Genomic DNA, 21,580 nt, shown 5'->3' on the forward strand with positions numbered 1-21,580 from the left:
CCGATACGCCCGTCGATGCCCCGCGCCAGACAACGGCGATCACGCGCGCGACCGCAGCGCGCCGCATCACATCGTGTGCGTCGGCTTGTCGGAGGTCGTCAATCCCGCCAGCAGCGTCTCGATCTTGTTGCGCACGCTCTCGCCTTCCTGGCCGTCCGGGAACTGCACGCCGATGCCGGCGGCGCGGTTGCCCTGCGCACCGGCCGGGGTGGTCCAGATGACCTTGCCGGCAACCGGCAGGCGTTCGCTGGAGTCCGGCAGGGTCAGCAGCAGGAAGACTTCGTCGCCGAGCATGTAGCGCTTGGGCGTGGGCACGAAGATGCCGCCACCTTTCACGAACGGCATGTAGGCACTGTAGAGCGCCGGCTTGTCCTTCAACGCCAGCGACAAAATGCCCTGGCGTGCATTCATTGCACTCATCGAGTTCCCCTAGAACGTGCCGGACGCTCTCCCTCGCGCCAGGCCAGCAACAATTCCGTCACCGCCAGATCGGCGCGGACGGTGGTGCGCAGCAGGTCGCGGGTGCGATTGGCGGCGTCGAACCAGGTCGCCAGCTTGTGCAACCGCGATGGATCGGTCAAGCCGGCCGATGCCTGTGCCAGCGCAAGGTCCGCCGCGTGGCGCAGCCGTTGGTCGGCCTGGCCGTCGTTGGTCCAGCGCTGCGCAACCTCCACTGCGCCGGCGCGCCCGGCGGCGATCTGTTCCAGGTCCTGCGCCACCGCGCGCCGCACCGCCAGGCCATCCTCGCGCAGCCACTGCGCCGCAAGCCCCGGATGACCGCGCGCGGCGTCCAGCGCTTCCTGCGCAGCCCGCTCGTCGACGCCCTGCGACAGCAGCCAGGCCAGCGCCTCGTGCGCGGGCGGCAGCTTGAATTCCAGCCGCTGGCAGCGGCTGCGGATGGTCGCCGGCAAGCGTGCCGGCTGCGCGCTGATCAGCCACAGGTAGCGCCCCGGCGAGGGTTCTTCCAGCGTCTTGAGCAGCGCGTTACAGGCAGCGCGATTGATCGCATCGGCCGGGTCGACGATCACGATCTGGGCGATGCCGTACTGCGGGGTCAACGAGAGCTTTTGCGAAATCTCGCGCACCTGCTCGATCACGATCTCGGTGCGCAGTTTGTCGCCGGTGCGGTTGGGAATGAACGAGATCAGCTGCAGGTCCGGGTGAGTTCCGGCGGCGATCAGCTGCCGGCTGCGCTGCGCCAGCGCCGGGTCCGGCGAGCTGGCCAGCACGTGCTCGGCCAGCGCCAGGGCCACCGCACGCTTGCCCAGGCCATCCGGCCCGCAGATCAGCAGGCCGTGCCCGAGCCGGCCGGCGTCCAGTGCCGCCAGCGTCTGGTCGTAGGCGCGCTGCTGCCAGGGTGAAAACGCAGTGGTCATGGAGTGGGCTCCGGTTGCGGCAGGCGACGGCGCTGCAGGTAACGCGCCACCGCCGCATTGTGTTCGGCCAGGGTGGCCGAGAACGCATGCGCGCCGGTGCCATCGCCGACCGCGACGAAGTACAGGGCATTCCCCGGCGCCGGACGCACCGCCGCCAGCAAGGCCTCACGGCCGGGCATGGCGATCGGCGTCGGGGTCAGGCCGGTACGCGTGTAGGTGTTGTACGGCGTATCGGTGGTCAGGTCGCGGCGGCGGATATTGCCGTCGTAACTGCTGCCGATGCCGTAGATCACGGCGGGGTCGGTCTGCAGCTTCATACCCAGCTGCAGGCGGCGCAGGAACACGCCGGCAATCAGCGGACGCTCCGAGCCCAGCGCGGTTTCCTTTTCGATGATCGAAGCCAGGATCAACGCCTGCTCCGGCGAGCCGAGCGGCAGATCGGGGGCACGCTGCTCCCAGGCCTGCGCCAGCGCCTTGTCCATCGCGAGATGAGCGCGCTTGAGCACGTCCAGATCGCTGTCGCCACGCTGGTAGAGATAGGTTTCCGGCAAAAACCGGCCTTCCGGGTGCTGGTTGGCGAAACCCAGCCGCGCCATCAACGCTGCATCGTCCAGCGCGGCGATGGATTGCTGCAGCGGCGTGGCGGTGGCGATCGCGGCACGCAGCTGGCGGAAGTTCCAGCCTTCCACGATGGTGAAGCGGTACTGGATCACCCGGCCCTGGCGCATGCGTTCGAGCAGCGCGCGCGGCGACAGCGCCGGCGCCAGCGCGTATTCGCCCACCTTGAGCTTGCCGGCCGCATCGACCTGGCGCGCGAGCAGTTGCCATTCCAGATCGGTGCCCTGCGCCACGCCGGCGGCGCGCAACTTGCGCAACGTGGCCTTGAGCGAATCGCCGGGCGCGATCACCACGCTGGGCGCGCCCGCGCTCACCGGTGTGTCGGCAAAGTGCAGGTAATGCCGCCACGCCACCAGCCCCGCAATCGCCAGCAGCGCCACGAGCAACAGGGCCGTGCCCAGCACGGCCAGACATCCACGTTTGCCAGTCACCGCCACACGCACCTCGTCATTGCCGCTGCACCGCGCAGGATACCGCGCGCCGGTGATGTCCCGTTGAAGCGCTCATGCCTGGTCGAAGGCGCGCAGCACGCCGCGCGCCTTGGCGCGAGTCTCGTCCAGTTCGCGCTGCGGATCCGAATCCACCACGATCCCTGCGCCGGTGCGGAAATGCACCCGGTCCCCGTCCACCTCGGCGGTGCGGATCAGGATGTTCAGATCCATGTCGCCGTCGCGATTGAGCCAGCCGAATGCGCCGGTGTAGGCGCCACGCGCCGTGCGTTCGAGCTCGGCGATGATCTGCATGCAGCGCACCTTCGGGCAGCCGGTGATGGTGCCGCCCGGAAACACCGCGGCGATCGCCTGGCCCGGGGTGACGTCGGCGCGCAGACGGCCGCGCACATTGCTGACGATGTGGTGTACGTGCGCGTAGCTTTCCACGCCCATCAGCTCGTCCACTTCCACCGTCCCCGGCGCGCAGATGCGCCCCAGGTCGTTGCGTTCCAGGTCGATCAGCATGACATGCTCGGCACGTTCCTTCGGGTGGCCGACCAGCTCGCGGATGCATGCGGCATCGTCGTCACCGGCAAAGCGCGCGCGGGTGCCGGCGATCGGGCGCGTCTGCACCACATCGCCCTGCACCGACACCAGCCGCTCGGGCGAGGAACTCACCACCGCGCGTCCTGCCGCGACGAACAGGCCGGCAAACGGGGCGGGATTGGCCGCGCGCAGGCGCGCATGCAACGCCGCCGGATCGACGGCAGCGGCAAACACCGCATGCCAGGCGCGCGAGATATTGGCCTGGAACACATCGCCGGCGCGCAGATACTCGAGCACGCGCTCCACTGCATCGGTGAAGCGCTCCGGCGGGTCTTCGTCAACAGTCACCGGCCCGACCCAGCTGGGCAACGGCGGCAACGCGGCGCAGGCGGCAATGTCCTCGACGATGCGGGCCAGCAGATCCTCGCGGCCCGGCTCGGCCAACGCGATGCAGCGGCCTTGCACCCGGTCGCGCAATACCGCGGCAGGCGCGCGCACGGCCAGTGCGCTCGGCACGCCATCGCTGCGCGTGGGCAGCTGCAGAATCGGTTCGACCTGCGCGGCCAGCTCGTAATCCAGCAACACCGCCCAGCCGCCGCGAAACGGCCAGGGGCTGGCCGCATCGTGCGGCACGCGCTCGGCCTGCCACGCCGCATCCAGCATTTGCAGAAATGCGCCGTCCAGCACGCGTCCATCGCCGTCGCGCGTGCGTCCATCGGCGTCCAGCCGCAGGCTTGCGCCGTCTGCCAGCAGCAACACATCCCAGCGACCGTGCGCGGTGCCGGAGGCGGTGGATTCGAGCAGTGCCGGATAACGCTGCGGCGCCAGCCGATGCAGCGCCAGCAGGTCGAGGTCGGCGTGCAGGGGTCTGGTGAGCGTCATCGGCCTGGTTGGGCGTGGGGTGCTAAGAGGCGCCGCCCTGCAGGGAGGCAGGGCACGCATGATGAGAGCGATCAGCTCGCGGAGCGAATTCCTGCCGCGTACACGCGTCCTGCGCGGCGTCCATGACCGGCGTGCACCGTGGACCGCGAAGCATTGTTCGCGGTCCACCAGCGCAGTGACGTCAGACGCGCTTGAACACCAGCGTGCCGTTGGTGCCGCCGAAGCCGAAGCCGTTGGACATCACCGCATCCACCTGCACCTCGCGCGCCACGTTCGGCACGTAATCCAGGTCGCAGCCTTCGCTGGGTTCTTCCAGATTGATGGTCGGCGGAATGATGCCGGTATGCAGCGCCATCACCGAGAAGATCGCTTCCACACCGCCGGCCGCGCCAAGCAGATGGCCGGTCATCGACTTGGTCGAGCTGACCATGGTCTTGTAGGCGTAGTCGCCCAGCGCGCGCTTCATGGCCAGGGTTTCGGCCAGATCGCCCAGCGGCGTGGAGGTGCCGTGCGCGTTGAGGTAGCCGATCTGCTCGGGATTGAGCTTGGCATCGCGCATCGCCGCGGCCATGCTGCGCGCCGCACCCTCGCCGTCTTCGCTGGGCGCGGTCATGTGGAACGCATCGGAGCTGGCGCCGAAGCCGACCAGTTCTGCATAGATGCGCGCGCCACGTGCCTTGGCGTGTTCGTACTCTTCCAGCACCAGTACGCCGGCACCGTCGCCCAGCACGAAGCCGTCGCGCTGCTTGTCCCACGGACGCGAGGCGCCGGTCGGATCGTCGTTGCGGGTGGACATGGCCTTCATCGCGCAGAAGCCGCCCACCGAACTCGGCGAGGAACCGCGCTCGGCGCCGCCGGCCAGCATCACGTCGGCATCGCCGTGCTGGATCATGCGCATCGCGGTGCCGATCGAATGGTTGGAGGTGGCGCAGGCCGATACGGCCGAGAAGGTCGGTCCTTTCAGGCCCTTGATCAGGCTCACCTGGCCCGGCAGCATGTTGATGATGGTGCTGGGCACGTAGAACGGCGAAATCTTGCGCGCGCCGCCCTCATGGAATTTGATGGTCTGCTCTTCGATACCGAGCAGCCCGCCGATGCCGGAGCCGAGAATGGCGCCAACGCGTTCGGCATTGCTGTCGTCGATTTCCAGCCCGGAGTCGTCCAGCGCCATGAACGAGGCGCCGACACCGTAATGGATGAACGAATCCATCTTCTTGACGTCCTTGGCAGACACAAAAAGCGTGGGATCGAAATTCTTGATCTCGCCGGCGATCTTGGTGGTGAACTGCGAGGCATCGATCTGCGTGATCGGGCCGATGCCTGAGCGCCCGTGGATGATTCCATCCCAGCTGGTGGCCAGATCATTGCCCAACGGCGACACCATGCCCATGCCGGTAACGACAACACGACGACTCATTGCAGATCTCCTCACCACGGACCGGACGGTGCTTGCGGTTTACGATTGACGCTGAAAAACACAGGGCCGCATCAGCGGCCCCATGGAATGTCTGACGCAGCAGCGGCTTGACGCACGCCACCGCGGTCAGGAACAACGCATCAGCTCTTGACGTGAGCCTTGACGTAGTCGATCGCCTGCTGGACCGAGGTGATCTTCTCAGCCTCTTCGTCCGGGATCTCGCACTCGAACTCTTCTTCCAGCGCCATCACCAGCTCGACGGTGTCCAGCGAGTCGGCACCCAGGTCATCAACGAACGATGCGCTGGTGGTGACTTCTTCTTCCTTGACGCCGAGTTGTTCGACGACGATTTTCTTGACGCGTTCTTCGATGGTGCTCATTGGGGATATCGCTCCAGATGGAGTAGTGGTGGTACGAAAAAAACGCCATCGCCGCTGCGATGGCCGCGTTGGATAGTGTAGTGGAAGCGACCGAGCCTTGCATTGCATCACAACTCCCGGCCGATCAGCCACTTAGCGCCTCCCGGCACCGCACGCTTACGGCATGTACATGCCGCCGTTGACGTGCAGGGTCTCACCGGTGATGTAACCGGCGCTCGGGCCGGCCAGGAACGCCACCGCGTTGGCGATGTCGCCCGGTTGACCCAGGTGGCCCAGCGCGATCTGCTGCAGCAAGGCGGTCTTGGCCTCGTCCGGCAGCGCCTTGGTCATGTCGGTATCGATGAAGCCGGGCGCCACCACATTCACGGTGACCCCACGCGAGCCGATTTCCTTGGCCAGCGACTTGGAGAACGCGATGATGCCCGCCTTGGCCGCAGCGTAGTTGGTCTGGCCGGGATTGCCGGTCACGCCCACCACCGAAGCAATGTTGACGATGCGGCCCTTGCGCGCCTTCATCATGCCGCGCATCACCGCCTTGGAGGTGCGGAACACGCTGGTCAGGTTGGTGTCGATGATCGCCTGCCAGTCGTCGTCCTTCATCCGCATCAACAGGTTGTCGCGGGTGATGCCGGCGTTGTTGACCAGGATCGAGATCGCGCCGAACTCCTTGCCGATCGCATCGATCAGGCCATCGACCGCCGCAGCGTCGGTGACGTCGAGCTCACGGCCGTGGCCGCCCTGGGCAGCCAGGCGCGCGCCGATCGCCGCAGCGCCGGAGGCCGAGGTGGCGGTGCCGATCACGGTGGCGCCTTGTGCGGCCAGCGTGTCGGCGATAGCCGCGCCGATCCCGCGACTGGCACCGGTGACGAGGGCGATCTCGCCCTGCAGAGGCTTGCTCATGAATGCTGTTCCTCGAATGGGGAGCTCGCGACCGCAGCCGCGAACGGTGAGGGCTGCCGGCAGCGCCGGCAGGTGCGTCGAATCAGTGCGTCCACGCCTCGAGCGCGCCGGCGTAATCGGCAGGCGTGGCCAGCGAACGGGCATCCAGGCTCTTGTCGATGCGCTTGATCAGCCCGCTCAGCACCTTGCCGGGGCCGCATTCGGCGATCCGGGTGATGCCCTGGGCGGCCAGCGCCTGCACGCAGCCGGTCCATTGCACCGGCAGGTACAGCTGCTCGGCCAGCGCCTGGCGGATCGCCTCGCTGCCGGTGTGCACGCGCGCATCGACGTTCTGCACCACCGGAATCTGCGGGGCGTGCCAGCTCAGCCCGGCCATCGCTTCGGCGAGCTGGTTGGCGGCATCGCGCATCAACGGAGTGTGCGAGGGCACGCTCACCGCCAGTTTGACCGCCTTGCGCACGCCGCGCTCGGCCAACAGGGCCAGCGCGCGGTCCACCGCTGCCGCATCGCCGCCGATCACGATCTGACCGGGCGAGTTGAAATTGGCCGGCACCACCACCTGGCTGCCCGCCGCCTCGGCACAGACCTCCAGCACCAGCGCATCCTCGGCGCCCAGCACCGCCGCCATCGCACCGACGCCGGCCGGCGCGGCCGCCTGCATGAACTGGCCGCGCAGCCGCACCAGGTGCGCACCGTCGTGCAGCGACAGGGCGCCGGCTGCGACCAATGCGGTGTATTCGCCCAGGCTGTGCCCGGCCAGGACCGCCGGGCGCTGCCCGCGCTGCGCATTCCACAGTCGCCACACCGCCACGCCCGCGGCCAGCAAGGCCGGCTGGGTGTACTCGGTGCGGTTGAGCATCTCTTCCGGGCCGCCCTGGGACAGGGCCCACAGGTCGACGCCGGCGCCTTCGGAGGCTTCGGCGAAGGTTTCGCGGATCTGCGGATGCAGCTCGGACAATTCGGCCAGCATCCCTAAGGACTGCGAGCCCTGGCCGGGGAACACGACGGCGAGAGTGGATTCGGTCACGCGTTGCTGCCTACAAAAATCGAGCCGGGATGATACGTGCGAAATCGCCCCGGCGTCTGTACTGCCGCGTATGCAAGGCCCGGCCAGTGCGAGCGACGGCGCGCACGCAGCACGGCGTCGGGCAGGTCCATTGCGCCATCGGCGAGCCAGTCCACGCAGATCACCGGCACCAGCACCACGGCCAGAGAGGTCGCCGCGTGGATGGCCAGGATGGCCCGCGCCGCGCCCCGGCCGAGCGCCCCAGGCGACCGGTGAGCTGCGCAAACCGCTGCAATCGTCCGGTCACCGGATACGCATGCGCCGCCACCGTCGGGCCGGCCGCATCGCTGGCGCGCGCCATCAACCGTTGTCGCTGAGCGCCCGGGCTGCCTGCCCGTAACCGACCACGTGCGGCATATTCACCGCTAGCGCCTGCAGTTCGCCGAGCCGGCGCGCTTCCTGATCGCGCGCGGCATCGCCCTCACGGTGCGGCGGTGGACGCAAGGCGTCCAGGCCCCGGCGGCGGGCGACGAAGTTGAGTGCTCCGAGCGAGACCGCCCGGCTGGCGCGGCGGCACTGCTTCAGCCAGATGCGCTGTCCGGCGATGACGATGGTTCTGCCATGACGGAGCGGTCCTATCACCGCCAGGCATCGCCGACCGACGCGGTACTGCCTGCCGGACTCAGTAGCGCAGCAGTGCCGAGCCCCAGGTAAATCCACCACCGAACGCTTCCAGCAGCAGCAGTTGCCCCCGCTGCACGCGGCCGGAGCGAACCGCTTCGTCCAGCGCCAGCGGTACCGAGGCCGAGGAGGTATTGCCGTGGCGATCCACGGTGACGACCACCTGCTCCATCGGCAGATCCAGCCGCTTGGCGGTGGCTTCGATGATGCGCAAGTTGGCCTGATGCGGGATCAGCCAGTCCAGGTCATGCTTGTCGTAGCCATTGGCGGCCAGAGCTTCGTCGACCACAGAATCCAGTGCCTTGACCGCGTACTTGAACACGTCGTTGCCCTTCATCAGCAACGCACCGCCACCGTTCTTGCCTTCGCCGAAGCCCACCGACACGCCGACCGGATCCCACAGCAGCTCCTTCTTGCTGCCATCGGCATGCAGATGGGTGCTGAGGATGCCGGTCTCTTCGTCGGCCTTGAGCACGACCGCGCCCGCGCCATCGCCGAACAGCACGCAGGTGGTGCGGTCGGTCCAGTCGACGATGCGGGTCAGGGTTTCTGCGCCAACTACCAGGACGGTCTTGGCGTCGCCGCTGCGCACGAACTTGTCGGCTACGCTGAGCGCATAGACGAAGCCCGAGCAGGCAGCGTTGACGTCCATCGCACCGCACCCGACATTGCCCAGCCGCGCCTGCAACAGGCACGCGGTCGATGGGAAGATCAGGTCCGGAGTCGTGGTCCCGACGACGATCAGATCGAGCTCCTCGGCGGTGACGCCGGCCGCTTCCATCGCTTTCAGCGAGGCGAAATACGCTAGGTTGCTGGTGGTCTGGTCGTCGGCGACGATGTGACGCTCTCGGATACCAGTGCGCGAGTAGATCCATTCATCGCTGGTGTCGACGATCTTGGACATATCGTCGTTGGTCAACACCTTTTCGGGCAAATAGCTACCCGTGCCCGCGATTCTGGAATAGATCCGCTTGCTCATACTGTTCCCTGTTGCAAGAGCCGCGGTGATCGGCGGCTCCGGAAGAAGCGAGGGTCACCCGGCGGCGTCGAACGCGCCGGGTGCCACGAATCAATCTTCTTGAACGGCCGACGACTTGGTCGCAATCACCTTCTTGCCACGGTAGTAACCGTCGGCGGTGATGTGGTGGCGCAGATGGATCTCGCCGCTGGTCGGGTCGGTCGACAGCTGCTTGGCGGTCAGGGCATCGTGCGAACGGCGCTGGCCGCGACGCGACGGGGTAACTCGGGATTTCTGCACAGCCATGGGATTGCTCCAACTTAAGTTCGATAACTGGTCTGTCGAGTCGAACAGGACGCTTCACGCCCGCGCCGACCTGTCTTTCCGCCCTTCACAGCGGCGGTTACTGTTTTTTGAACGCTGCCAGCGCCGCGAACGGACTGGCCTTGTCTTGCTCTTCCTGGGTCGGAACCCACTCGGCCTCGACGGCTTCGCTACCCGGCGCCATCGGCACCACCGGTATCGACAGGACCAGTTCGTCCTCGACCAGATCCGTGGCCCGCAGCATGCCATCTTCGGGCACCAGCAAGGCCTCGTACTCGGCCGGCAACGCAGCTTCATCGGCTTCGTCGCGGATCAGACCCAGACGCTGCCTGATCTGCACCGGATATAGAAAACGCTGCAGGCTGCGCTGGCAGGCCAGCGGGAGCTCGACGTCGACACTGAGTTCGACATAGGCAACCTTCAGCAGGTCGTCATGATCGAACTGGAGCGAATAGACACACTCGCCCTCGGTATCGACCAAGCTGCCTTGCAGGCGGGTCATCGCAGAGAGCGGGATGCGGCCATCGAAGCGCCTGCGCGCTGCGACCATCCGCCAAGCATCCAGCATTTCGGGTACGTTCGCGGACATAAGCCGCAGAATGTTAAAGAGCCGCAGACGCCCTGTCAAATCCCCCTATTCACGCGCCTGGCACAGCGCCAAGGCTGGCAGACTTCCCTGCCCGACGTCCTGTATAGCGCCCTCCATGATGCCACGCCTGATTCTTGCCTCCACCTCTGTCTATCGGCGCGAGTTGCTCAGCCGGCTGCGCCTGGACTTCACCACCGCCCGGCCGGAGGTCGACGAGCAGGCGCAGCCCGGGGAGCGCCCGGACGCGCTGGCCAGTCGGCTGGCTGCCGAAAAGGCGGCGGCAGTGGCTGCACACGCGCCCGACGCCTGGGTGATCGGTTCGGACCAAGTGGCCGACCTGGACGGTCAGGCCCTGGGCAAACCAGGCACGCTGGAGCGGGCGCATGCGCAGTTGACCGCGATGTCCGGCCGCGTGGTGCGCTTCCATACGGCGGTAAGCCTGGTCGGCCCTGGACGCACCGCGCACGCGCTGGACCTGACCGAGGTGCAGTTGCGCCCGCTGACGCCAGCCGAGATCGACCGCTACCTGGCCGTCGAGCCAGCACTGGATTGCGCCGGCAGCTTCAAATGCGAGGGCTTCGGGATCAGCCTGTTCGACGCCATTGGCTCGCAGGACCCCACCGCCCTGATCGGCCTGCCGCTGATCGCGCTGGCACGGCTGCTGCGGCAGGCGGGGTTCGAGATTCCGTAAGATTGCAGTGCGGCCAGGAGTGGAGACCGCGCACGCATGGAAACGATCGGGCACGAGCAAAACTCCCCAATCCCCAATCCCTGCCCCCAGGCACGCAGCCCTAATCGGGCCGAGTCAGTGCACAGAACTGATACGGATAATCGGCCTGCCCCACGTGCGAGGACAGCGTACGGCAACGCGCAGGATCCAGCGTCAGCCCGTACGTGGCCAGGCGCTGCTGCGCGGCCTCGCGCACGGCACGGTCTGCGGCGGCGATGTCCAGCGCCCTGCCCCTGGCAATGTTGAGCACGCAGCGGCCCGGCTGCGATGCATCCAGCTCGGCGCGCAGGCCGCGCGCGATCAACCAGCGCAGGCGCGTGCATTGTGGTTGCACGCTCCACCCCAGCTGCTGCGCCCAGCGATTCATCCGGTCGATCCGCAGCTGCTGCTTGTCGCGCGCCGCGCCCAGCATGGCGTAGAGCTGCGGCCGCTCGGCAATCAGCGTGCGCACGCGCTGCCGGTACTGGTCGGTCTCGGCGATATTCGTCGCCACCCCGATATACCGTGCCTGCCGCGGAAGCAGCGGCACCCGCCAGGATTGCGGCTCGTCGCCGACCAGCAACACCGTGGAGGCGGCAGGATCGTCCATCACCGGTTGCTGCACCTGGAAGCTGTCGCGCGCCCAGGCCTCGTGCCCCCAATCCTTCCACCCGACCACGGCGACCAGGGCGCATAGCCCGATCAACCAGGCCGCCTTGCGATCGGCGTGCGCGGCGAATGCGTGCCGACACACGATCCAGAGCACCAACGGCGCAAGCAGCTCAAGCACCACCAGATAGCGATGGATGCTGAAAATGGCCTGCCACAGCGCGTAAGCAACGCCGAAGAACACCAGCAGGACCATGGCCGAGCGATCCAGCCCGACGCGCCGCGCTGGCCGGCGCAGCAGCGTGCGTCCTGCAGCGAGCAGCGTCACCGCATACAGCACTGCCCAACCGGCCTGCACCAGACCGAGATCGCCGATACGCTGCGGCTTGAAGGTAAACAGCAGCGGCCAGATCAGCTGCTCGCCGAGATTGCGCGGCAACCACCGCACATCGGCAACCGATACCGGCTGCGCCAGCGCCGATTTGAAGACTCCGTTGAACTGCGGAAACAGCGGATTGCCCAGGTGCTGCCAGACCTGCCAATACCAGGGCCCGGCCACCAGCACCAACACCAGCACCGCGACGCCGGAAAGCACGCCAAGACCCAGCACGCGTGAGCGCAGCCGCCCGCCATCGCACAGGACCGCTGGCATTAGCGCCAACGCGTAGAGTGCATTGGTGAGCTTGAGCGAGACGGCCAGGCCGATCAGTGCGCCGGCAATGGCCCATCGATGCACAGCGTGCGCGCCCTGCCGCGCCCGCGCCTGGGCCGACAACACCAGCGCCAACGCCGCCAACACCGGGAGCGCGCTGGCGGTATCGCCCATGGTGCCGCCAAGCTCGGACAGAAACACCGCGCTGCACATGCCGGCCACTGCAAACAGCGGCGCCCACTGCGCGCGCCGCGCTTGCCCGGCCAGTACGCGCCATGCCACTGCCGCCACCGGAACGCACACCAGCGCATGCAAGCCGCCCAGCAGCAGCCCGGCCACCGGCCCGGGAAGCTGCAGCATCAGCCAGGCATGCAGCACATCGAGCAATGGGCTGAAGTAACTCTGCATCTGCGCCGGCGCCAGATCCACGCCCAGCCGGTGCGCCCAGGCATCGCCGATGTAGAGGTGGTAGTTGCGCAGATCCCAGTTGGCGTCCTGGCCCAGCCCAAGCGAGAACAGCGCGCCCAGTAGCACGACCGCCACCACCGCCGCGGCGATCTGGCGGGGCGAATGAAAGCCGAAATGGCGATCGGACCAGTGCAACAGCCGCTGTCGCCGGCCCACCGGCGTCGATGTCGCGATGGCTGCCATCAGCGGGCGGCCCCAGGCGCACGCGCAGCGACAACAGTGGCGACGCCCGGCTCGGCCAGATACGCCAGATGCTTGGCCTCGACGCGTCCGCGCGTGACTGTGTCCAGGATCAGCCCGCACGCCAGCAGCAGGAAACCCAGCAGCATCAGCGCCACGCACAGGATCGCGGTGGGAAACCGCGGCACCAGCCCGGTCTGGAAATAGGTTTCGAACAGCGGAATCGCCAGCACGATCGACAACATGGCGCTCAGCACAAAGCCGATGGAGAAGAACAACAATGGCCGCTCGGCCTTGAACAACTTGGCGATGGTGGTGAGGATGCGCCAGCCATCGCGCCAGGTATTCAGCTTGCTTTGCGAGCCTTCCGGGCGCACGCCGTAGGCGGTTTCGACCTCGGCCACCGGCATGCGCAACTGCAATGCGTGCACGGCCAGTTCGGTTTCGGTTTCGAATCCCTGCGCATGCGCTGCGAAGGATTTGACATAGCGCCGCGAGAACACGCGATAGCCGGACAGCATGTCGTCGAAACTGCGACCGAACAGCAGCCCTGCGCAACGCGTCAGCAACACGTTGCCGATGCGATGGCCGGGCCGATACGCAGCCTGTTGCCGATCGCGGCGCGCGCCGACCACCATGTCCAGGCGCTCGTCGATCAGCTTGCGCACCAGCGCCGGTGCGGCGGCCGCATCGTACGTGGCATCGCCATCGACTAGCAGATAGATGTCCGCGTCCACATCGGCAAATCCACGCCGCACCACATTGCCCTTGCCCTGCAGCGCCACGCGGCTCACCTGCGCGCCGGCCGCTGCGGCGATCGTCGCGGTGGCATCGCTGGAATTGTTGTCCAGCACATGGATTGCCGCGCCCGGCAAGGCAGCGGCAAACGCAGCGACCACCGAGGCGACCGTCGCCGCCTCGTTATGGCAGGGCACCAGCACGGCGATTCGGATCCCGGGCGCAGGCACGGGAGGGACAACAGTCATGGCGTCGGTCATTGCGTGATCTAAGGTGCGGAAACGGTGATGGGCTGTTCCCACCAGTCCTCGACGCTGCCGTCGTGGCCATGCAGGCGCAGTCCCAGCCAATGCGTGCCCGGCGGCAGCGCATGCGTGTCGAAGGTGGCGTTGAAACCGACGTTGGGGTGCTGCGGGTCGGTGGAGATCTTCCAGTACGGGCGCACATCCAGCGGCGCGCCGTACTCGGCCTGCGCGACCGGACGCCCGTCCAGCAGCAGCTCCACCTGCGACAGCCCGACGCCGTCCTTGAATGCCCAGCCGCGCACCTGCACCTGCCCGGCCACGCGCACGTCCGGCAGCGGCGTATCGATCCAGGCCATCGCCGGGGCGATGCACGGCCCGGGCTGGCGTTGCGCCGGCAGCGCGAACAGAAGGAAGCGCTGGTAGCCGTGATCGGTGGAGACCACGGTGGGCGGCGGCAACGGCCCGACCATCTCGCAGATGGCGTGATAGCGCTTCAACAGGTCGCGATAACGCTGATCGCTGGGCGAGAGCACCAGCAGCCGCGGCCCGTTACGCGTGCCGTCGCTGAGCAGCCCCCACTGCTGCAGCTGGGCGCTGCGCCCGTGCTTGTCGTTCAACTCCGCGCGCAGCACTTCCACATTGGCATCGTGCAGTTGAAAGCCCAGCTCGGCACCGACCTTGAAGTTTTCCGCCAGCACGCGCGTGCCCGGCGGCATCTGCGCGAGCTGGATCTTGACCGCGCGCGCCAGATCCTTCCACCCGGCGAAGTTGCGCGGATAGTATTTTTCGCCGGCCGCATGCGCGCGAATCGACGGCACCGACACCGCCAGGTAATAGCCGTACGCACCCAGGGTGCCAAGCAGCGCAATCGCCCAGGCCACGCGACGCAGCGTATGCGGCCAACGCATCAGGATCACCGGCACCGCCACCAGCAAGGCCAGGTAGCCCGGGAGCGGCCAATGGAAGCTGATCCGCTCGGCATCGCTGAAGAAGCCGAGCACGAAGATCGCCACGGTCGAAATCCCGCCCAGCAGGCCGAAATACCGCCATTGCGCACGCGAACCGCCACCGGCACGCGTGCCGGCCAGGCCGACCTTGAGCATCGCCCAGGCCAGCAGTGGGGTCACCAGTACCGCCTGTATCAGCAAGAACCACAGCCCGGTGATCTGAAAGCGCCATGGATGCCGGTCGACCAACTGGAAGCGCAGCCCGGCCTCGTCATGCTCGGTATTCCAGAACAGCAGCGGCAGCCAGCTCACCGCGCCCACCGTCAGCGCCATCCAGATGCGCGGGTCGCGCATGACCGTGCGGCCCTGCGGAATGCACAGCAGCGCGATGCAACCCACCCCGATCACCCCGGCGAAGCGGTAGTGACTGAGCGCGCCGATCACCAGGCCGATGGCGAGCTCGAGCGCGCTGGTGGCATCGACCTCGCGCAGCAGCCGCGCGCCGGCGTCCATGCACAGCACCGCCGCCAGCGCCATCGGCACATCCGGCACCGCCAGGATGCCGAGCGTGGCCGACAGCGGCATCAGCAAGGTCAGGCTACCGGCCTGCCAGCCTAGCGTGGAGCCGAACCAGCGCGTGGCGATATGCGCGATCAACCAGGGAATCAGCGCGGCAATGGCCAGAAATGGCAGGCGCAGGGCCAGCAGATGATGTCCGCCCAGTTCCACGCCCAGCCGCGCCAGCCAGGCGGTCATGCCCGGCAGATCCGAATACGCGGCGGCCAGATGCTGGCCTTCCTGCCAGTAGAACGCCTCGTCGACGAACAGCTGCAGCCGCGCGGCGATCAACAGCTTGACGGCCGTCGCCAGTGTCCACAGGATCACGAAGGTGCGATGTGCGCGTTGGTCCCCTTGCATTGCCCTGTGCACTCTTCTTCCACCTACGGAATTGTGATGTCGACACCGCTGCGTTCCACGGAAATGCTAACCGATGCGCTGCGCCAATCGCTGCGGCGCGCACAAGACCAGGTCAATTCGCTACTGCTGGGCAAGGCGCAGGAAGTGCGCCTGGCGTTCGTGGCACTGCTGTCCGGCGGCCATCTGCTGATCGAAGACCTGCCCGGCCTGGGCAAGACCACCCTCGCCCATGCGATGGCCTCCAGCCTGGGGCTGGGCTTCCAGCGCGTGCAGTTCACCTCCGACCTGCTGCCGGCAGACGTGCTGGGCGTGTCGGTCTACGACGCCGCCTCGCGCCAGTTCCAGTTCCATCCCGGCCCGGTGTTCACCAACGTGCTGCTGGCCGACGAAATCAACCGCGCGCCGCCGCGCACGCAAAGCTCGCTGCTGGAGGCCATGGCCGAACAGCAGGTCACGCTCGATGGCGTCACCCATGCGTTGCCGGAGCCGTTCTTCGTGATCGCCACGCAGAACCCGGTCGATCTGTCCGGCACCTTCCCGCTGCCGGATTCGCAACTGGATCGCTTCCTGCTGCGGCTCAGCCTGGGCTACCCCAGCGCCGACGCCGAGCGCGCGTTGCTGTCGGGCGTGGATCGGCGCGAACTGATCGCCCAGGCCGCACCGCAGCTCAGCGACGCCGACGTGGTGGCGCTGCGCACGGTGGTGGGCCAGATCCATACCAGCGATGCACTGATCGGCTATGTGCAGGCCTTGCTGCTGCGCAGCCGCCAGCACGCCGGGGTGCGCGTCGGGTTGTCGCCGCGTGCCGGCATCGCGCTGCTGCGTGCGGCCAAGGCCTATGCGCTGCTGCTCGGGCGCGAGCACGTGCTGCCGGAAGACGTGCAGGCGTTGTTCGTGGCGGTGGCCGGGCACCGGCTGGTACCGGAAGCCGAATCCTCGTCCGGGCCGGCGCTGGCCAAGGCGCTGCTGCACAGCGTGCCGGTGGACTGACCCAGGTGCGTGCGCACGTGCGCGGCATTGCCCGCCGACTCAGCCTGCTGGCGCGTCCGCGGGGCGCGGAGGCCTTGCCGATCGTGCTGGATCGGCGGCGCATCTACGTGCTGCCGACGCGCTTCGGGCTGTTCGTCACCGCCTTGCTGCTGGCGATGCTGCTGGGCGCATTGAACTACAACAACAACCCGGCCCTGCTGCTGGCGCTGTTGCTGGCCACCGCCGGGATTGCCAGCAGCATCATGGCGCACCTGCAGTTGTCGGCGCTGCGCGTCGAGGCGGTCTCGGCCGAACCGGTGGTGGCCGGCGAGCCGCTGCGCATGCGGGTGTCGCTGGCACGTCGCGACGCCCGCGCACGGCGTGGGCTGCGCCTGGATCACCTGGACAGCAGCGGCTTCTGTGCGTTGCGCGAGCACGACATGGCCGAGGTCGACCTGCCGGTGCCCACCGCGCGGCGCGGCTGGCAGGACATCGAACGCATCCGCCTGTCCAGCACCCAGCCGCTGGGGCTGGTGCGCGCCTGGTCGTGGGTCTGGCCGGAAACGCCGCTGCTGGCCTATCCCAGGCCCGAGCAACAGGGGCCGGCGTTGCCCGAGGGCGCCGGCTCGCCCAACCAGACCCGCCTGCACCCGCAAGGCGAGGAGTTGCACCAACTGCGCCCGTATCGTGCCGGCGATGCGCCACGCACGATTTCCTGGAAGCACTCGGCACGCCGCGACAGCCTGCTGGTGCGCGAGTACGAGCAGCCGCTGGGCATCGAAGTCACGCTGGACTGGCGCACGCTCAACGCGTTGCCTTACGAGCGCCGCATCGCGCGGCTTGCCCGCTGGGTCAACCTGGCCGAGCGCGACGGCCGGCGCTACCGGTTGCTGCTGCCGGGCCAGCCACCGCTGGGGCCTGCGCAAGGTCCGGCGCACCATCATCTGTGTCTGCGCGCCCTGGCCCTGCTTCCCCATGACTGAGCCATCCGTCCCGATCACCCAGGCCAGCCGCGGCTGGGTGCTGGTCACCAGCTGGCTGGCACTGGCGCCGTTGCTGTTGCAGCTGCCCGGCCTGCTCGCCGGCACCATTGCCGTGGCCGCCGTGCTGGTCGGCGTGCTGAGCTGGCGCGGCACCGCGATGGCACCGGTGCGGCTGTTGCTGGTGGTGGCGATGCTGGGCGCGGTGTACTGGCAGATCGGCATGCGCTTCGGCCGCGACACCGGCTGCGCGGTGCTGGCCGCGATGCTGGCGATCAAGGCCTCCGAGCTGCGCACCTTGCGCGATGCGCGCAGCCTGCTCGGCTTTGCGTTGTTCGCCCCGTTCGCGGCGTTTCTGCTCGACCAGGGGCCGGCGACGATGGGGCTGGCGCTGCTGGCGGTGGTGAGTGCACTGCTGAGCATGCAGCGGCTGGCCGACGAAGAACACCGCACCGCCACGCCTGCGCTGCGGATGCAGTTGCGCGGCATCGGCAAGCTGGTCGCCATCGGCGTGCCGCTGGCCCTGGCCACGTTCTGGCTGCTGCCGCGCCTGAGTTCCCCGCTATGGGGCGTGCCCGAGCGCGCGCTGTCGCGGCCGGGCCTGTCGGACAACATGTCGCCGGGCGAGTGGATCGACCTGATGGCCGACGACAGCCCGGCGCTGCGCGTGCAGTTCAGCGGCAAGGCGCCACCGCCGCAGCAACGCTACTGGCGCGGGCCGGTGATGTGGGACTTCGATGGCCGGACCTGGCAGCGCGCGCGCTGGACCGGCCGCGGCCAACCCGCCTCAGTCACCGCCGGGCCGCAGCGCTATCGCTATCGCCTGGACTACGAGCCCACCGATCGTCGCCAACTGGTGTCGCTGGACCTGCCCACGCAAGCGGTGGCCAATGCCGAGCTGTCGCCCGACTACGAACTGTTCGCACAGCGGCCATTGAGTGCGTTGACCCGCTGGGAGCTGCAATCGGCACCGCCGGCACGCTTCGACACCGACCTGCCGGACCAGTTGCGCAAGCGCGCCCTCGCGCTGCCGCCGGGCTTCAATCCACGTACGCTCGCGCTGGCACGGCAATGGCGCGCGGAAGCCGGCAGCAACGACGATGCCGTGGTGCAGCGCGCGCTGCAGTGGATCACCCGCGACTTTGCCTACACCCTGGATACTCCGCTGCTCGGCCGCAACAGCGTCGACGAATTCCTATTCCAGCAGAAGGCCGGGTTCTGCGAACACTTCAGCTCTTCGTTCGTGGTGCTGATGCGCGCGGCCGGCATCCCCGCGCGCGTGGTCACCGGGTATGCCGGCGGCACCTATAACGGCTTCGGCAATTACTGGGTGGTGCGGCGCATGGATGCGCATGCCTGGACCGAAGTCTGGCTGGCCGGGCGCGGCTGGGTGCGGGTGGACCCCACCGCCGCGGTGGCGCCGGAACGCATCTACGACACGCTGGAAGACCGCGTGCAGGTCGGTGCAGGCAACAATTTCGCCCAGCTCGGCATGTGGGCCAGCCTGGGCCAGGTCAGCGACCTGCTGCGCCGCGGCTGGAACGATCTGGTGCTGTCCTTCGATGCCGACCGCCAGCAGCGGCTGCTGCAACCCTTCGGCATCGATCGCCTGGACAGCGGACAGCTGGCCCTCATCTTCGGCGTGTTTGCGCTCAGCGCGCTGGCGTGGATGGGCTGGCTGCTGGCGCGCGGCGAGCGCGAGCGCGACCCGCTGCTGCGCGCCTGGCATCGCCTGGGCCGCCGCTACGGCAAGCTCGGCCTGGCCCGCGAACCGCACGAACCGGCGATCGCCTGGGCGCAACGTGTCGCCCGTTCACACCCGAATCCGGCATTGTTGGCGCTCAGCCAACGTTTCGCTGCCGCACGCTACGCTTGCGCTGATTCGGACAGCGCCTCACTCCTCAAAGATCTGCAGCTGCATCGCCCGCGAACCGGAGCTTCCTCATGAGTACCCGCTTTCTTCTTCCCATCGTCGCCGTGCTCGGGCTCGCCGCCTGTGCCACCGCGCCCAAGCCGCTGCAGGGTCAGTTCCCTACGGTCAGTCCGAGCGATTCTACCGCCAGCGCCCAGGTCGGCACGTCGGTGCGCTGGGGCGGCAAGATCATCCAGACCAAGCCCGGCCAGGGCCAGACCTGCTTCGAGCTGATCTCGCGTCCGCTCAACGCCAGCGGCCGTCCGGACCGCAACGCCGTGGACGCCAGCGATGGCCGTTTCCTGGCGTGCCGCTCGGGCTTCTACGATCCGGCGGTGTTCGAGCCCGGTCGCGAGGTGACCTTCATCGGCAAGATCGAAAGCTACGAAACCACCAAGATCGGCGAGTACGACTACAAGCTGCCCAAGGTCAATGCCGACGTGGTCTACCTGTGGCCGGTCGTGCGCGAGGTGGATGTGGTGCCGGCTTACCCGTACGGCCCGTGGGGCGACCCGTGGGGTCCGCGCTGGGGCGGCGGCTGGGGCTGGGGCCGCGGCTGGTGGTAATCGACCGCTGAGTCAGTGACACGCAAAAACGCCGCTCGCAGGGAGCGGCGTTTTTGTTTATGCGATGCGGCGGCTGGAACAGGCGCCGATGCGCCGGATCGCGCAACCAGGTCAGGGCGTGCCGAACCGTCCCAGCGGCGCGCCGGCCAGCAGATGCAGATGGATATGGAACACCGTCTGGCCGGCATGCGCGCGGCAGTTCATCACGATGCGATAGCCGTCCTGCGCCAGCCCCTGCTCGCGTGCGTACGCTGCGGCAGCAAGTGCAAGCTTGCCCACCAACAGCGCCTGCTCGGGCGGCACATCGTCCAGCGTGGGAATGGCATGCTGCTTGGGAATGAACAGCACGTGCACCGGCGCCTGCGGTGCGATGTCCTGAAAACCCAGCACCTCGTCGTCTTCATAGACGATGTTGGCCGGAATTTCGCGACGAATGATCTTGTCAAAGATAGTATCGGTCATGGGTGGGGAATCGGGAGTAGGGAATCGCAAGAGATTACCGCGCGCGCCACTGCTTTTCGCTTCTCCGATTCCCGATTCCCCAATCCCGATTCCCGGCGCTCAAAGCACCTCACCTCGGGTGCCAAAGGCATGCGACAAGGTGCCGCGATCGACGTATTCCAGCTCGCCGCCCAACGGCATGCCCTGCGCGAGCCGGCTCGGGCGCACCCCATGCTGGCGGGCAAGCTGCGCCAGGTAATGCGCGGTCGCCTCGCCTTCCACGGTGGCATTGGTGGCGATGATCATTTCGGTGACTTCACCGGCGGCCAGACGCTCGCCGAGCCGGTCCAGCCCCAGCTCGCGCGGGCCGATGCCGTCCAGCGGCGACAGCCGGCCCTGCAGGATGAAGTACAGCCCGCGGTAGCCGGTGGCGTGTTCGATCGCCAGGCGATCGGCCGGCGATTCCACCACGCACAGCTGCTGCCGGTCGCGGCTGCTGCTGGCACAGATCACGCAGATCTCCGCCTCGGTGAAGTCGCGGCACTGCACGCAATGGCCAACCTTTTCCACCGCATTGGCCAACGCCGCAGCCAGGCGACGCCCACCCTCGCGCTCGCGTTCGAGCACGTGGTAGGCCATGCGCTGGGCCGATTTCTGGCCCACACCCGGCAACACCCGGAAGGCCTCGATCAGTTGTTCGAGAAGAGAGGACATTGGGTGGCCGGGATTGGGAATTGGAGATTCGGGATTCGCAAATGCAGAAGCAGATCTCGCTTCCAGCCAATCCCCAATCCCGACTCCCGAATCCCCTCGCTCAGAACGGCAACTTCATGCCTGGCGGCAGTTGCATGCCGGCGGTGGCCGAACCCATGCGGTCCTTGGATTCGGCGTCGATCTTGTTGGAGGCGTCGTTGAAGGCGGCGGCGATCAGGTCCTCGGCCATCTCCTGGTCGGAGAGGATGCTTGGGTCGATACGGACCTTGCGGCACTCCTTGGCGCCGGTCAGCGTCACGCTGACCATGCCGCCGCCGGCGGTGCCGGTGACTTCCAGCTTGGCCAGTTCTTCCTGGGCGCGCTGCAGGTTTTCCTGCATCTTCTGCGCATGCTGCATCAATTGGGCAATGTTCCCACGCATGTG

At 67.6% G+C, this 21,580-nt stretch carries 23 protein-coding genes; 5 read left to right on the forward strand and 18 right to left on the reverse strand.

What is annotated here, in order from left to right; translation table 11 throughout:
* Positions 1-66: 66 nt before the first annotated feature.
* The 12 genes from XarjCFBP7645_RS16260 to XarjCFBP7645_RS16315 form a co-directional block, all read right to left on the reverse strand.
* Positions 67-420 carry a PilZ domain-containing protein gene (locus XarjCFBP7645_RS16260; RefSeq protein WP_026064467.1) on the reverse strand — a complete coding sequence of 118 codons (354 nt, stop codon included), beginning with the start codon at positions 418-420 and terminating at the stop codon, positions 67-69.
* Positions 417-1,376: a DNA polymerase III subunit delta' gene (locus tag XarjCFBP7645_RS16265; protein WP_016903128.1), complete on the reverse strand. Its 960-nt coding sequence runs from the start codon at positions 1,374-1,376 to the stop codon at positions 417-419. Before XarjCFBP7645_RS16265 ends, XarjCFBP7645_RS16260 begins: the two co-directional genes overlap by 4 nt.
* Entirely contained in the window at positions 1,373-2,437 is a 1,065-nt protein-coding gene (gene mltG, locus XarjCFBP7645_RS16270) for an endolytic transglycosylase MltG (protein WP_104538343.1), read from the reverse strand. Before mltG ends, XarjCFBP7645_RS16265 begins: the two co-directional genes overlap by 4 nt.
* Before the next feature lie 60 nt (positions 2,438-2,497).
* Positions 2,498-3,853 carry an aminodeoxychorismate synthase component I gene (locus XarjCFBP7645_RS16275; RefSeq protein WP_104538344.1) on the reverse strand — a complete coding sequence of 452 codons (1,356 nt, stop codon included), beginning with the start codon at positions 3,851-3,853 and terminating at the stop codon, positions 2,498-2,500.
* Positions 3,854-4,034: 181 nt separating this feature from the next.
* Positions 4,035-5,270, reverse strand: a complete 1,236-nt coding sequence (gene fabF, locus XarjCFBP7645_RS16280; protein WP_104538345.1) for a beta-ketoacyl-ACP synthase II — start codon at positions 5,268-5,270, stop codon at positions 4,035-4,037.
* Positions 5,271-5,410: 140 nt separating this feature from the next.
* Positions 5,411-5,650, reverse strand: coding sequence for an acyl carrier protein (gene acpP / locus XarjCFBP7645_RS16285; RefSeq protein WP_002814322.1), 240 nt, complete (start codon positions 5,648-5,650; stop codon positions 5,411-5,413).
* Between the two features lie 156 nt (positions 5,651-5,806).
* On the reverse strand, positions 5,807-6,550 hold the full coding sequence (gene fabG / locus XarjCFBP7645_RS16290; protein ID WP_104538346.1) for a 3-oxoacyl-ACP reductase FabG: 744 nt from the start codon (positions 6,548-6,550) through the stop codon (positions 5,807-5,809).
* A gap of 82 nt (positions 6,551-6,632) precedes the next feature.
* Positions 6,633-7,577 carry an ACP S-malonyltransferase gene (gene fabD, locus XarjCFBP7645_RS16295; RefSeq protein WP_104538347.1) on the reverse strand — a complete coding sequence of 315 codons (945 nt, stop codon included), beginning with the start codon at positions 7,575-7,577 and terminating at the stop codon, positions 6,633-6,635.
* A gap of 339 nt (positions 7,578-7,916) precedes the next feature.
* Complete coding sequence (locus tag XarjCFBP7645_RS21985; RefSeq protein WP_258079574.1) at positions 7,917-8,198, reverse strand: hypothetical protein; 282 nt, start codon at positions 8,196-8,198, stop codon at positions 7,917-7,919.
* Between the two features lie 40 nt (positions 8,199-8,238).
* Entirely contained in the window at positions 8,239-9,216 is a 978-nt protein-coding gene (locus XarjCFBP7645_RS16305) for a beta-ketoacyl-ACP synthase III (RefSeq protein ID WP_104538348.1), read from the reverse strand.
* Positions 9,217-9,306: 90 nt separating this feature from the next.
* Complete coding sequence (rpmF, locus tag XarjCFBP7645_RS16310) at positions 9,307-9,501, reverse strand: 50S ribosomal protein L32 (protein WP_003483870.1); 195 nt, start codon at positions 9,499-9,501, stop codon at positions 9,307-9,309.
* Positions 9,502-9,598: 97 nt separating this feature from the next.
* Positions 9,599-10,108, reverse strand: a complete 510-nt coding sequence (locus XarjCFBP7645_RS16315) for a YceD family protein (RefSeq protein WP_104538349.1) — start codon at positions 10,106-10,108, stop codon at positions 9,599-9,601.
* 115 nt (positions 10,109-10,223) lie between these two features.
* On the opposite strand from XarjCFBP7645_RS16315, the gene XarjCFBP7645_RS16320 reads away from it, so the two are divergent.
* Positions 10,224-10,799: a Maf family protein gene (locus XarjCFBP7645_RS16320; RefSeq protein WP_104538350.1), complete on the forward strand. Its 576-nt coding sequence runs from the start codon at positions 10,224-10,226 to the stop codon at positions 10,797-10,799.
* A 100-nt stretch (positions 10,800-10,899) separates the two neighbouring features.
* On the opposite strand, the gene XarjCFBP7645_RS16325 is transcribed toward XarjCFBP7645_RS16320, so the two are convergent.
* From XarjCFBP7645_RS16325 to XarjCFBP7645_RS16335, 3 genes are read right to left on the reverse strand one after another with little or no spacing between them, the layout of a single operon-like run.
* Entirely contained in the window at positions 10,900-12,729 is a 1,830-nt protein-coding gene (locus tag XarjCFBP7645_RS16325; RefSeq protein ID WP_104538351.1) for a hypothetical protein, read from the reverse strand.
* Positions 12,729-13,724 carry a glycosyltransferase gene (locus XarjCFBP7645_RS16330; RefSeq protein WP_104538352.1) on the reverse strand — a complete coding sequence of 332 codons (996 nt, stop codon included), beginning with the start codon at positions 13,722-13,724 and terminating at the stop codon, positions 12,729-12,731. Before XarjCFBP7645_RS16330 ends, XarjCFBP7645_RS16325 begins: the two co-directional genes overlap by 1 nt.
* 8 nt (positions 13,725-13,732) lie before the next feature.
* Complete coding sequence (locus XarjCFBP7645_RS16335; protein ID WP_104538353.1) at positions 13,733-15,574, reverse strand: glycosyltransferase family 39 protein; 1,842 nt, start codon at positions 15,572-15,574, stop codon at positions 13,733-13,735.
* Positions 15,575-15,610: 36 nt separating this feature from the next.
* Between XarjCFBP7645_RS16335 and XarjCFBP7645_RS16340 the strand changes: the two genes are divergently transcribed.
* Genes XarjCFBP7645_RS16340 through XarjCFBP7645_RS16355 form a run of 4 tightly spaced genes read left to right on the forward strand, consistent with a single transcriptional unit; the run spans position 15,611 to position 20,001 of the window.
* Positions 15,611-16,564, forward strand: a complete 954-nt coding sequence (locus XarjCFBP7645_RS16340) for an AAA family ATPase (RefSeq protein WP_016902524.1) — start codon at positions 15,611-15,613, stop codon at positions 16,562-16,564.
* 5 nt (positions 16,565-16,569) lie between these two features.
* Complete coding sequence (locus tag XarjCFBP7645_RS16345) at positions 16,570-17,526, forward strand: DUF58 domain-containing protein (RefSeq protein WP_104538354.1); 957 nt, start codon at positions 16,570-16,572, stop codon at positions 17,524-17,526.
* Complete coding sequence (locus XarjCFBP7645_RS16350) at positions 17,519-19,471, forward strand: transglutaminaseTgpA domain-containing protein (RefSeq protein WP_104538355.1); 1,953 nt, start codon at positions 17,519-17,521, stop codon at positions 19,469-19,471. Before XarjCFBP7645_RS16345 ends, XarjCFBP7645_RS16350 begins: the two co-directional genes overlap by 8 nt.
* Positions 19,468-20,001 (forward strand): Slp family lipoprotein, encoded by a 534-nt coding sequence (locus tag XarjCFBP7645_RS16355; protein ID WP_104538356.1) that lies wholly within the window; start codon positions 19,468-19,470, stop codon positions 19,999-20,001. The genes XarjCFBP7645_RS16350 and XarjCFBP7645_RS16355 overlap by 4 nt, the downstream gene beginning before the upstream one ends.
* A gap of 111 nt (positions 20,002-20,112) precedes the next feature.
* On the opposite strand, the gene XarjCFBP7645_RS16360 is transcribed toward XarjCFBP7645_RS16355, so the two are convergent.
* The 3 genes from XarjCFBP7645_RS16360 to XarjCFBP7645_RS16370 all read right to left on the reverse strand — a co-directional run bounded on the left by XarjCFBP7645_RS16360 (position 20,113) and on the right by XarjCFBP7645_RS16370 (position 21,577).
* On the reverse strand, positions 20,113-20,463 hold the full coding sequence (locus XarjCFBP7645_RS16360) for a histidine triad nucleotide-binding protein (protein ID WP_104538357.1): 351 nt from the start codon (positions 20,461-20,463) through the stop codon (positions 20,113-20,115).
* Positions 20,464-20,562: 99 nt separating this feature from the next.
* Positions 20,563-21,156, reverse strand: a complete 594-nt coding sequence (recR, locus tag XarjCFBP7645_RS16365) for a recombination mediator RecR (protein WP_104538358.1) — start codon at positions 21,154-21,156, stop codon at positions 20,563-20,565.
* 100 nt (positions 21,157-21,256) lie between these two features.
* Entirely contained in the window at positions 21,257-21,577 is a 321-nt protein-coding gene (locus tag XarjCFBP7645_RS16370) for a YbaB/EbfC family nucleoid-associated protein (RefSeq protein WP_104538359.1), read from the reverse strand.
* Positions 21,578-21,580 lie beyond the last annotated feature (3 nt).

Origin of the sequence: Xanthomonas arboricola, from assembly GCF_002940665.1 — a bacterium.
GTDB lineage: Bacteria > Pseudomonadota > Gammaproteobacteria > Xanthomonadales > Xanthomonadaceae > Xanthomonas > Xanthomonas arboricola_B.